This is a genomic window from Sinobacterium caligoides (assembly GCF_003752585.1).
In the GTDB taxonomy this organism is placed as follows: domain Bacteria; phylum Pseudomonadota; class Gammaproteobacteria; order Pseudomonadales; family Sinobacteriaceae; genus Sinobacterium; species Sinobacterium caligoides.
This window is the reverse complement of sequence record NZ_RKHR01000005.1, coordinates 411,266-424,070: the sequence shown is the minus strand read 5'-3', so window position 1 is coordinate 424,070 and position 12,805 is coordinate 411,266. Positions and strand designations below refer to the sequence as shown.

Below are 12,805 nucleotides of genomic sequence, written 5' to 3'. Positions count from 1 at the left end.
ATTATTTTTGCCTACTTATTCTTCACGTGAACGTAGGTGGTCAGAATCGAGCTGTAGCGAGGGGCGGTACGGCGCGACGGGGTTGTTGAGGGTGCCGGCAAAGCAGAGGCTGTTAGCGGGATCTGTCAGATCGACCATCTGCTGGTTATTACGCAGCTGCAGACGGTTAAGGCATGACAGGGCAAATTCATCAGCAAATAGGTCATGCTGTTCAAAGCGTGCGGCTAACTGTGGGTTATCGTGTTGGTAGTCACGAATGCAATGACCAACACCACGCCAGAAGTCTTCGACCGGGTAGTCGGCATGTTGATACAGCGTCGCAGACATAAAGCGGAAGAAGCAGTCAAAGACATCGGTGAAAATCGCTAGCACCTCCATCTCCTCGGGCACGTCGACTTTGATGCGCTCGACATCTTCAGGTAGAGGTTGTCGGCTGTTTTGCAGCACAATCTCTTCGCCAATATCTTTCATGATGGCCCGCACGGGGATATTGTTGTCGAAGACTAAAATGAGATTTTCGCCGTGAGGCATGAAGGCGAGTTCATGTTGATAGAAGCAGTGCAGTAGTGGCGTTAAGTAAACATCGAAGTAGCGCGCGAGCCAATCGTCGATAGAGAGCCCCGAGGCCTCGATGAGTGCGGGCAATAGAGCCTCTCCTGCCGGATCGACATGTAGCAGTGACGCCATGGTCATAAGACGCTGGTCCGGCTTCAGGCGGCTGTGTGGGTTCTCGCGCCACAGTGCCGCGAGCATCTTGCGGTATGGGTTGTCGCCAATGCGTTGCTTGTCGTAGTGCGGTATTTCATAACCGACGGCGGCAATTTCACGCAGCATGTCGAAACCCTTGCTTTGTAAATAGGCGTCGTTATCGATCAGTTCGCGCAGCCACTGATTGATGGCAGGAGTAGAGCGCATGTAATAGGCCGATAGACCGCGCATGAAGCCCATATTGAGGATGGAGAGGGCGGTTTTGACGTAGCGTTTATTGGGCTGGGATATATTGTAGAAGGTACGGATGGACTGCTGTGCTAGGTAGGCGTCATCACCGTAGCCGAGCAGGATTAAGTGGTTGCTTGCGATCTCTGGCGCGTAAATATTCGATAGCTTATTAAGCCACTGCCAAGGGTGGATGGGGATCCATAGGTAATCATCAGGCTCGACACCGCGTTCGACGAGCGTCTGGGTAAAGCGGTTGCGGGTGCTGAGATCAAGCTCTTCGGACAGTAACTGCTGGTAATCGAGATCCGGGCCGACAGAGAAGTGTGCGCGTTGTTTGTGTGCGGCGAGCCACATCAGCGTCACCGGTGCTGCGGCTTCTGGGGCATAGGCGCGAAAGTCGGCAGCAGAAAAGCCGATACGACCGTTGTTAGCGATGAAGCAGGGGTGCCCCTCTGTCATGCCGGTTTCGACACTCTGAAAGTCGGCGCAAGCGAGATATTTTGCACTCTGCCAGGGACGTTGTTGCTTATAGGCGCTGCTGCAGAGTGTACTGGTAACCTCTTCTAAGTAACTTGCTAGACGACTACTGTCGATGCCGAGCGAGCCCTGAAAGTCGACGATAAAGTCGATGGCGTCGAGTTCATGGGAGCGGCCAGACTCCATCCTTTCAATGGAGTAGAGGTCGATCTGCCAGTGGTTGAGCGGCAGTCGTTGAGCGGTGAAGCGATATTCAACGTCGCCGGAGTCGGTTGAAAGACGATAGTTACACCACAGCGCGGTGGTGTCGACACAGCGAGGGTCCAAAATACGCTCATGACAGAGCTCTGATAGCGCTTTTTGCACCAGCTGCCGGTTGACCTTCGCCCAGGTTTCGCTGTCGATCGATTCACTGGCAATGCCAGGCGCAGTCGTTAGTGCGTTGCCACAGGTTGATCGGTAGGGGTCATAGTGGGGCAGCGTGTGTGGCTCGTTGACACGGTCTTCCCGTGCCTTAGCCATGGCAAATTGCTCGCGGGTGCAGAAGGCGAGGTAGGTCTCCTTATCGGCAAGCTGGACACGCTGTTGATGAAAAAACCCAACGCGCTTATTAAGGCGGTGGATTTTGTCATTACGGTGATCGGGTTCGACCACTACACGCAAGTTGTCAGGATGCTCGAAGATAAAGTCCATGACAGCAGAGAGCACGGCATGACTGAAATGTGGAATGGGATGACGCGGTGGGGCAAGCAAAATATGCATGCCAATATCCCCGCTTTGTACCGAGTAGTGGCGAGCTAAGGGGCTATCTTCTACGGCATAGGTTTCGACAAGAAACGCGGGTCTGTCGTTATGTAGGCCGAGATATACACGGGTGCGCGGCGTGTCGCAGAGCTTGTAATACTCCTCTTTAACTTCTGCTTCGGTTTTATCTAGCATGCCCCAGAAGGCTGCATAGGGCTGGCTGACCCAGCGATGCAAGATCGCGCTGTGGCTATCGGGGCAAAAAGGAATCAAGCTAAGTCGACCGTGTTCATCGCTGTGGCGATCGAAGAAGGTAGTGTGGTTCATCGGCTCTTTAAGGGGTGCAGCAGTCATTGGCATCTCTCCAATTGATAGCGATTTACTTCTCCGTTCGCTAGGTGGTGTGGGGGGTAAGTGCTTTTATAAGGCGTCGTCATGAGGTGAGTTCTCCGCTCGTGTGAGCATTATTCGGCGACGTGGTTGTCTTGGTGGACGGTGTTCTGAGCAGTGTCCTGAAGAACAGGAAAAAGCAGATTGTTGCGATGGTGAAGCCAACAAGGGCGATGGTGAACGTACTTGCAGGCCCGTAGCTATCGACAATATACCCGACACTGAATGACGCAAAAATGACGCCGAGATTTTGGAAAAAATGAACTTTACTGAAGTCATCACCATAGCGCTCGGGGTCACTGTTTTCGAACAGCAGAACTTCAAGACGAACGGTTATCTGATACATGGCGTAGCCGAATAACAGACGTCCGCCAGCGACCCACCAAGCCTCACCAGAGCCCTGTAAAAACAGTCCGGCGATAGCGCAGGCGCCGCCGACACAGATGGCGGCGAAATGGCTTTGTGATGACGGGCGTCGATGGCTTAGCCACAAACAGTACAGCGCCACCCAGGCGGGGATGGAGTAAGCAATGGCACTGTATAGCTCGCTATTGAGTTGGCTGATCGACTGCCAATAACTGACAAAGAAAGGTCGGATCAGAAAGGCGCTGAAATAGAACAGCATCGATACCACAGATAACCGAAATACGATGCTGCGTTGCCAAGAACGGCTGCTACCATTCTCAGTAGCCTCTGCCGGTTGAGCGTGTGCTCGCCAGGGTGTTGCAAGCAGGCGAATCAGGTACAAGCACAGCAGCACCTGGGTAATGTCAGAGCCTACCATAATCAGGTAGATGTCTTGGGGCTGATAAAACTGCAGCGCAAAACCGCCCAGTATGGCACCGCCGATGGCACCAAAATGCATCAGTACAGAGAACAAGCCGACAACCTTTAGGTGTTGCTCCTTCTCCTCTAGACGCATAACGAAGGGGTAGATCAACAGGTAACTGGCTTTGAAAACCAGCATGAGTTGTGATGCAATCCAGAATGCCACAAGGGATTCGGTTTGATAACAGAATAAGCCTAGGCAGGCCGCAGCGACTTGGGTATAGACCCAAAGGTGCAGCTCATGCACGTGCCGGGCGACCTTGGCCCAGAGTGGCAGCGCCGTCATCACGGTGAAACAGCAGGCGGCGATGTAGAAGCCGACATGCTCTGGGTTGTCGACGGCAAAGGCTTGCTGAAAGAATTGCGGATAAAACGGTAGCAGCATGGTGTCCGCGACTACCGAAATCAGCGTTAGTAGAATGAGGCTATGTTTTAGCGACATGTGCTAGCGCTCTCCTGACGCAGAGGAATAGGTTCTACGGCGCGAATGTTGCCACCCGTTTTTGTCGGCGCGGTGAATTGCTGAAAAGCAATGCGTTCTTCGACCTCGTAGGGAGCGTAACCAAGGATTTCACGCAAGATATAACTGTTGCGGTAACAGGCCATGCCGAGATCGGGAGTGACAAATCCGTGTGAATGTAATTCAGCATTTTGCACGAAAATTTCACCGCCTTTTTGATCGATGCTGTAGTTGCGTTGAACATCAAAGCGACCGTGGTCATCCCAGCGTATTTGTTGGCTAATGCCAGCGATGAAGTCAGGCATTTGATATTGATAGCCGGTTGCGAGAATCATTCGCTGACTATTGAGCTCGTAGGCTTGTTGTTGCTCATTCTGCATGAAACGCAGAGTAAGCGGTTGCGCTGTGTTGTCAGGGTTGTCGACACCTTGCAGCGTGGAGTTAGTGAGAATATTACTGGTGAAGTTATGTTGCAGCCGCTTGACATAAAGCAGGTCGAAAATCTCGTTGATGAGATCACCATTAATACCTTTATAAAGCTGTTTTTGTCGGTTGATGAGCTCATCTTTCTTTTGCTGTGGAAGAGCGTAGAAGTAATCAACGTACTCTGGCGAGGTCATTTCCAACGTGAGTTTGGTGTACTCCAAGGGGAAGAAACGAGGTGCGCGCGTGATCCAGTTCAGCTCATAACCGTATTGATCGATATCGCCGAGAAGGTCGTAGTAGATCTCCGCGGCACTCTGGCCACTGCCGACCAACGTAATGCTGCTTTGTTGCTGTAGCTGCTCTTTTTGGTAGAGGTAATCGGAGGCATGGCAGATACGCTTGTCGCTGTCTGGACAGCAATCCGGCCGATACGGGGATGGCCCAGTGCCGAGAACGAGTTTTCGGCTGTAGACGATGCGCTCGCTATTATCTTTAGTGTTGCGTACGACCAATCGATAGCAGTCTGTTTTTTCGCTACGGGTCACTTCGGTGACACATTGACCGAAGGCGATATTGTCCAGCTCATTCGCCGCCCAGCGGCAGTATTGATTGTACTCGCGACGCATGATGTAAAAGTCTTCGCGAATATAAAATGAATAAAGTCGCCCCTGCTTTTTGATGTAATTAAGGAAGCTGAGAGGGTGGGTCGGGTCTGCTAAGGTTACCAAATCAGACATAAACGGCGTCTGTAAATGCGCACTCTCAAACATTAGCCCAGGGTGCCAGTTGAATTCCTCTTTTTGTTCTAGAAATAAACCGTTCAGCCCTTCAATGGGCGAGCTAAGGCAGGCTAAGCTAAGGTTGAAGGGGCCGAGGCCGATGGCGACAAAATCATAAATAACGGGTGACATTAGCGGCAGGCCTCTTGCGAGTTGATAGAAGTATTGTGATCGTTTATGGGGGCGTTCTTTTCTTGCTCGTTTGCACGGTTGCCAAGGTTATCTGTGATGATTGTTACCGTGTCAGTGGCCTTGTTACTGGCGATAATGTCGCTATTGGTTTGTGGGATTGATTGCAGGTACTCATCGCCAAGCTGTTTAATCATTGTCAAAATTTCGTCGATGTCATTCAACGTGGTTTCCGGGTTTAACAACGTTATTTTTAAATAGCGGCGTGCACCTATTTTGGTTCCGGCGACAACCGCCTGGCCTGACCTGAATAGTGCTTCGCGTATGTGGGCGTTGGTGTCATCAATATCCTGCTCGGTGTGCTGAGCGGTGAGCGATGGAGACGAGGGAATGTAACGGAACACCAAGGTGCTCATTTGTGGCAGGTGCATGGGCTCAAAAGAGGGGCTTAATAGCATGCGTAGATAACAACTGGCTGCCGTTTCGCACACTTTGTCGAAGATTTCCCCGATGGCATCAATACCGGCTGTGCGCAGAGTGAGCCAGAGCTTTAATGCGTCAAAACGTCGAGTGGTTTGTAGACTCTTGTCAACCAAGTTGGGCGTACCCTGTTCGCGTGCGCTCAGTGGATTAAGGTATTCGGCGTGATGAGTCACTACACCAAGATTTTTTTTGTTTCGAGTCAGTAGGGCGCTACAGCTGACAGGCTGTAGAAACGATTTGTGAAAGTCGACGGTGACAGATTGTGAGCGCTCGATCCCCGAAAGCAGGTGACGCTGGTTCTTTGAGGCCAATAAACCGCAGCCATAGGCGGCGTCGGTGTGCATCCATAAGTCATGCTCATCACAGAGGTCGGCGATACTGTGTAGCGGGTCAATGCTGCCAAAGTCTGTCGTGCCGGCGGTGGCAATCACGGCCATGGGCAGTAAACCATCAGCTTTTGCCTGGTTGATGGCTTGTTCGAGTGCTTCCGAATCCATGGTGAAGTGTTGATCACAGTCGATGCTGATGACTGCATCGTATCCGAGGCCGAGAATCGCGGCTGCTTTTTGTACGCTGAAATGGCTGACGCTTGAGGTGAAAATACGAATACGTTGTGCTGAGGCAGGAAGGCCGCCGTGTTTGATATCGTACTCGGGAAAATGTTTGCTGCAGAAGTGGTCGCGGGCTAGCAGTAATGCCATTAAATTAGATTGTGTGCCTCCTGAGGTAAAAATGCCGTCGGCTTCATCCCCCAGCCCGATTTGAAAACAGCTCCAATCAATAAGCTTTTGTTCGATGAGTGTTGCACCTGCGCTTTGATCCCAGGTGTCGACCGAGCTGTTGATCGATGACAGTATTAGCTCGGCAAGAATAGCCGGATAAGCGACGGGGCAGTTGAGGTGGGCGACATATTTTGGGTGATGAAAATAGACGGCATCTTGTAGGTAGAGGTCATCCACCTCGGCCAGTGCATCGTTTATTGAGTCGAGAGGGGAGCTAAGATCGATGTCTGAAAATTTAGCGGCTAGCTCGTGGGGAAGGATACCGGTGAAGGGTTTTTCTTTACCGGCGATGGTTTTTTGCACCAACGAGATACCTTGTTGCATGGCCTCCTCGTAGGCGCTGAGTTGGTGTTCATTAAAGACAAACTCTTTTGCGCTAGGCCGTTGCTTGGCCTGCTTCTCAGACAGAAACTCTGTCTCTGTATCCATTGCTTCGATTGTACTACCCATAGCAGAACTCTCCCTATTGTTTGATGAAAACCCTATTTCTTTAGGGTTTTGTGTGGCTAATACTGCAGCTTCGCTGAGCCACTAGGATCTGTTAAGGCAGAGGATAGTAATGAGAACGATTCCCATTTGCAATAGCGATAATGGGTGAATATGTTAGAGGTGAGCGATAATCGATAGTTTTAATTAAATTATTATTTTTTTATTACAACGATTAATAACCATAAAATAATTAGGCTTATAGCGATTATTTATCTCTATGGCGCCTTGTTGATTTAATTTCTTGCTGTCTTTTTGTGAGCTATTAAATATCGTTAAATCAATGGGTAAGGGTTTTTTTCTCGTAGCCTAGAATGTTTTTTTTGGTGTTTTTTTATCCTTGTTTAAAGTTGTCTTCTTGGTTAACAAATTAAATTTACGTTAGTCAAAAGAGAAATATCATTATAGAATCATTACATCTTATACAGAATGCTAATTAAAATGCTGTTGATAATCATTCTCGTTTAGGTATTATGGCGTTCGAAGTATTTACCAGGATGTTGAAGGATAAAAAGATGCAAAGAACAAAGCCGAAATTTTTGCTTAGCGCTCTCAGTAGCGCTATCACTGCCGTAATTGCGGCGGCACCACTCGCTCACGCTGAGCAAGACGCCTCATACGAAGCGATAGAAGAGGTGGTCGTCACTGGCACGCTATCGCGCTACTCTGCGCTTAAGTCAGACACCCCAATCATGGAAACAGCCCGCTCTATCTCGGTCGAAACCGAGCAGCAGATTGTTGACAAGGGGGCGCTGTCATTGGCCGATGTGCTTACCTATAGTGCGGGCGTGAATGCGAATAACTACGGTTTTTCGACGCGTAGCGATAACGTCACTGTCCGTGGCTTAGAGGCGCGAAAGTACCAAGATAGCTTGCAGGCATTATTTGGCAATTACAGCAGTGCTCGACCCGATGTTTACACTTTAGAGCAGGTGGAAGTGCTTAAAGGCCCCGCTTCTGTCCTCTATGGCCAGGGCTCACCGGGCGGTATCGTCAACGTCGTCAGTAAGCAGCCGAAAGCAGAAGCAGCCACAGAGATTGTTGCCGAATACGGTAATTTTGATCATAAAGAGTTGGCGGTTGATTCAACTGGCGCGATGAGCCCAAGCGGTGACTGGTTGTACCGTGTGGTGGCGTTAACCCGTGATAGCGATTCACAAGTAGATTATGTTGGCGAGGAAACCAAGGTATTGGCGCCGTCGATTAGCTGGCGTCCTAGTGAGAATAGCGATATCACGTTGTTACTGAATTACCGTAAAACTAAAAGTGATACAGCGATTCAATTCCTACCAACAGAAGGCACGTTTTTGGATTCTCCAAACGGGAAGACAATTGACAGTAGTACCTATCTGGGTGAGCCGGGTTTTAATAAATACGATACAGAGACAAAGTCAGCAACGTTATTAACACGTCATCGCCTTAACGATGTTTGGACGTTTGAAGGCACCGCCCGTTACAGTGAGGGCAGCTCTGACTACCAGCAAGCTTGGGGCAGTTACTACCCTGGTGGAGGCAATCGTTATTATTATTATGATCCCCGATATTCTACGATTATTGGTGATGACACTAATGTGACGCGTACTTTCTATCGTGCGGATCAAGAGGTTAAACAAGGGGCCGTCGATTTACGCTTTAAGGCAGATTTTTCAACCGGCGGTTTTGACCATCAGCTGTTAATTGGTAGTCAATATCAGAATGTAAGGACTAGTAGTAAAGGTTATATGCTAACCGCTGATAAGTTGCTAATACCTGGCAAGCCGTTTATGGCTTATGGTGTCATAAACGTCTTTGATCCGGTATATGGTAATACCGTTCCGCAGTCCATACTCGATGACAGTTATATTGATAACGGCAACACTAAGACCATCAGTAGCGGCATTTATGCTAATGACCAGCTTTCTATTGACCGTTGGCGCATCACTGCTGGCTTGCGCTATGACGAAGTCGAGACCAAAGACAAGACCAAGTCAAATCCTAAGCAGAAAGACGACGCAATTAGCGGTAGCATTGGTGCGCTCTATCAGTTTGACAACGGTATAGCCCCTTATGCGAGCTATTCGCAGTCTTTTGACCCTGTTATTGGCACTAGCGACAAATCGTCAACCGGCAAGCCGCTAAAGCCACAAGAGGGTGAGCAGTACGAGCTGGGCATCAAGTACCAGCCTGAGAATATGCCGCTATTTATTACCGCAGCCTATTTTGATACCAAGGTGACTAACCTTACAGACCCGCTATCACCTGCGGGCACTATAGACCAGCAAGAAGGGGAGTCGACGGTCAGCGGTTATGAGCTAGAGGCACAGATGGTGTTGGCAAAGGACTTTACTTTAGAGCTCAACGCCACCCAGCTTGAAACCGAGGATCAATACGGTGAGCGCCAGATTAGTGTGCCAGAGACGCAAGCCTCGGTATGGTTAGGCTACCATGCCCAGAGTGGTCAGCTGACAGGCTTAAAAGCTGGTCTCGGTGTTCGCTATGTTGGTGATGTCTATGGCGGCATTTTCCAGTCAATTTCTCAGCCTGACCCTATGGTGTTGGAAGTTCCTTCGGTGACGCTGGCCGACTTGATGTTGGGTTACGAAGTAGCGCAGTGGGACTTCAGTGTTAACGTGCGTAACTTGGAAAACAAGCAGTATTACGCTTCATGTTTATCGCGCGGTGACTGTTACCCGGGTCAAGAGCGGACAGTGATTGGCCGTATCGGTTATAACTTCTAACAGCGGCTAGGAAAGGAGTTTCCCTATGATCAGTCTGTTGGCGGCGTCATTAGTGCTTGGCGCCGTTGCACTGCTGCGCCTGAGTTGGCGCAGGACTTCAGTGTTGTCCCGGCTGTCGCTGGTAGGGGGGTGGTTACTCTTGTTGCCGCCTCTGTACCTGTTAGCGGCTGAGATCGGGATTGAGTATTCGTTAGTCTACCTCTGTGTCGGTTGGTCGCTGTTTGGCGCGCTCTTTGTGTTGTTCAACAGCGAACGGACGCCGCGCAAGCCTGCAGCCAAGCCCTCTTCTTCGAAAGCATCGAAACAAAGTGCATCGGCGACGATGCTTCGTCGCGCTGCGCTCTTTTTCAATACCTCATTGCTGGCCGGCTTGACCGCCTGCCTGTTAAGTTTGCTGGTCATTCAGCCGTTACCGTTGGTAATGGCGAATCGGTGGCTGGTAGGGGTGTTGTTGTTTCCGCTGTTGTGGGCCGTATTGGCTGTAGTGATTTGTGCCAGTATGCGGCAGCTAAGATTGACGATTTTGATGGCGCTACTCTCGGGTGGCGCTTTTAGTTTCCTTTATATGTGATGTTATTGTGAATTTATCATTGCCCTCTAATACGATTAAACAATCTTTACAGGCTCACTCGATACTGGCCATCGCGGTAGCGGTGGTGATGTATTGGCTTTGCTTGACCGGCGCTCTAGCCGTTTTTGCCGATCATTTGCAGCGCTGGGAGGCGCCGCAAGTGGCTGAGTTTCATGATTATGACGCGCGGACTATTGATACTGCGGTGACGGGGTTTATCGAGCGTGTCGGTGCGGATACCGATGCCAGTAAGCTTCCTGAACAGCTCTATGTCGTCTTTCCAACGGAGGCGATGCCGCGTATGCATGTCTCTGGTGAGATTGCCGGCGAAGAGTATGAATGGTATCTGGATAGCGCCGGTGAACCCGTACATAGTGTCGCCGATGGCTGGGCTATTATGTTGCGTCATCTGCACGGTTCGCTGCATTTGCCTGAGATGCTCGGGGTGATCATCGTGAGTATTTTTGGCGTGATGTTGTTAGCGCTGATTGTCTCTGGTGTGTTGGCACATCCCAAGATATTCAAGGACGCCTTCCGCTTACGGCTCGGTGGTAGTCGACGCATGGAGTCTGTCGACCTGCATAACCGTTTGTCGGTATGGGGCTTACCATTCCACTTGATGATTGCTATCACTGGTGCTTACTTTGGTTTGGTGAGCTTGCTCATTGTCGCAGGCTCTGCCGCTCATTATGACGGTGATAGACAGGCGATGATGGATGACTTCTTTGGCAAGGATCCGGTGTTTGATCAGCGTGTGGTGGCGTTGGACTTCGATAATGCATTGAGTAATCTGCATCGCGAAGTACCGGAGGCGGAACCATTGTACGTGGTCATTCATCAGCTGGGCAGCCGAGGTCAGTTCTTTGAAGTCGCGGCGACGCTACCAGGCCGTTTGGTTTACTCAGAGCTCTATCGTTTCGCAGCAGATGGTAGCTATATTGGCCCGCAGGGGTTAGCGGACGGGCCCGCCGGGCGACAGGCTGCTTACTCTGTTTACCGTCTACACTTTGGTGCCTTTGGCCCTATCTGGGTGAAGTGGGGCTTTCTATTGCTGGGATTGGCGCTGACGTATATTTGTGTCAGCGGCATTCAGATTTGGCTGATTCGTCGCAATCGTAACGATATTGTCGATCATTCCTGGGTAGGGGCTGTTTGGGGTACACCGCTGGCGTTAATTGTTTCGCTAGGAGCATCGATTTGGTTACCTGAGAAGGTGTTATGGGTATTTCTCGGTGTACTGCTGGTGGCCGTGTTAGCTGCGGTGCGGCGACGAGATGTTACTCGTAGTCGACGTAACCTACAGCGGCTCTGTGCTATTTATTGCTGGGCGACGGTAGCAGCCTACTATGCTCGTTACGGGGTGAGCGACAGCACTCCAGTAACGGTGGTCGTTAGTAGCTGTTTAATGTTGTCCGGCTTTGCCTTTGCTTGGCTGGGGCGCCATAGCTTGCCACGTAAAGTGCTGGCACCTGAGCCGGCCAACGAACCAGCATAGCGGTGTTACTCAGCAACTCAGCCTGACGTAAAAGCTGAGTAGCGTGAGTACTAAAAGTAACGAAATACGACTGACATATTAAACTTTCTTGTCAGATAACGAAAAACGTTGCGGTAGGTATAAGTCCCTATATAGTCGTTAGCAAGTCACACAGCAACCGAAGCTTACATAAAGTCTTCAAGACTACTAATAATAAGCCGATCAAAAACAATAATAACGGCAAGATTAAGTTGGTTGGACATGTGACATTGAGAGGCGCTTGCCTAAGTAGAAAATTATCCGAAGAGATAATCACTTAAGTAAGCATCACGACCAGATAATAAAAGCAATAAATCGGTTGGCCTCTCTATTATTTTTTTCTTTCTTCATATCGTATTCATTTCCCTCTCGCTCTTACTCTGCTCGCAGCCATTATATGGGCTAGGTTAACGCATTGCGTTTCACTATAAGGTTGTTCTCTCTCGCCTGTCATTGAACCTTGCGCTGTGGTGCTGGCTACGGCTGTGTAGCAGAGCAATAGTGATAGCGATAAAAACAATGTGAATTGATCTACAGTAAATCAATGGGATAGTGTTTTTTGGCACGATCGTACATGTCGATTTGTTAATAAACCCTAAATAAGGTTGAACTACGTATAAATCCCTATATAGTCTTCACCAAGTTACACGGAAATAGAAACTACATAAGGTCTTTAAGACCACTAATAATAAGCCGAATAAAAACAATAAAACGGTAAACGTAGAATAAAATAGGGCGTGTAACTTTGGAAGGCGCGTAGTTGAAGTAGAAATTATCCGCAGAGATAACTACCCAATTAAGCAGAACGACCATATAAAAATAATAAAATGGTCGGCCTTCTGGTCATTTTTTTGTGTTACGTTTAAGAAACATGATTTCTGTATTATTCCGCTCAAGTATTCCCCGTCGTTCGAACCACCTGCATTTCACTTCTGTATCGTCAGCAGCTCACTTTCATCTCTAACTGTTATCAATAGCTGACTTCGTCTCTGCCGTTTTCGTCCTCTAGTGCTTCGTAATAACATCTTTGTACTGTTACGTTCGCTCACAATATCATCGTTATTTGCCACCGTCGTTTGCA

The 12,805-nt window shown here is 49.5% G+C and carries 7 protein-coding genes; 3 read left to right on the top strand and 4 right to left on the bottom strand.

Translation table 11 applies throughout. The features are described from left to right. Nucleotides 1-15: 15 nt before the first annotated feature. From EDC56_RS14125 to EDC56_RS14110, 4 genes are all read right to left on the bottom strand, one after another. Nucleotides 16-2,514, bottom strand: a complete 2,499-nt coding sequence (locus tag EDC56_RS14125; RefSeq protein ID WP_211333707.1) for a GNAT family N-acetyltransferase — start codon at nucleotides 2,512-2,514, stop codon at nucleotides 16-18. 79 nt (nucleotides 2,515-2,593) lie between these two features. Next, the gene (locus tag EDC56_RS14120) at nucleotides 2,594-3,820 is read right to left on the bottom strand and encodes an MFS transporter (protein ID WP_123713214.1); all 1,227 of its coding nucleotides are present in this window, start codon (nucleotides 3,818-3,820) and stop codon (nucleotides 2,594-2,596) included. Further along, the gene (locus EDC56_RS14115) at nucleotides 3,811-5,175 is read right to left on the bottom strand and encodes a lysine N(6)-hydroxylase/L-ornithine N(5)-oxygenase family protein (protein ID WP_123713213.1); all 1,365 of its coding nucleotides are present in this window, start codon (nucleotides 5,173-5,175) and stop codon (nucleotides 3,811-3,813) included. Before EDC56_RS14115 ends, EDC56_RS14120 begins: the two co-directional genes overlap by 10 nt. Beyond that, complete coding sequence (locus tag EDC56_RS14110) at nucleotides 5,175-6,887, bottom strand: pyridoxal phosphate-dependent decarboxylase family protein (RefSeq protein WP_123713212.1); 1,713 nt, start codon at nucleotides 6,885-6,887, stop codon at nucleotides 5,175-5,177. The genes EDC56_RS14115 and EDC56_RS14110 overlap by 1 nt, the downstream gene beginning before the upstream one ends. A 551-nt stretch (nucleotides 6,888-7,438) precedes the next feature. On the opposite strand from EDC56_RS14110, the gene EDC56_RS14105 reads away from it, so the two are divergent. The 3 genes from EDC56_RS14105 to EDC56_RS14095 are packed head-to-tail and all read left to right on the top strand — an operon-like array spanning nucleotide 7,439 to nucleotide 11,706. Continuing rightward, nucleotides 7,439-9,640, top strand: coding sequence for a TonB-dependent siderophore receptor (locus EDC56_RS14105; RefSeq protein WP_162844198.1), 2,202 nt, complete (start codon nucleotides 7,439-7,441; stop codon nucleotides 9,638-9,640). Between the two features lie 25 nt (nucleotides 9,641-9,665). Next, nucleotides 9,666-10,211, top strand: coding sequence for a hypothetical protein (locus EDC56_RS14100; protein ID WP_123713210.1), 546 nt, complete (start codon nucleotides 9,666-9,668; stop codon nucleotides 10,209-10,211). Between the two features lie 7 nt (nucleotides 10,212-10,218). Continuing rightward, the gene (locus EDC56_RS14095) at nucleotides 10,219-11,706 is read left to right on the top strand and encodes a PepSY-associated TM helix domain-containing protein (protein ID WP_148059420.1); all 1,488 of its coding nucleotides are present in this window, start codon (nucleotides 10,219-10,221) and stop codon (nucleotides 11,704-11,706) included. Nucleotides 11,707-12,805 lie beyond the last annotated feature (1,099 nt).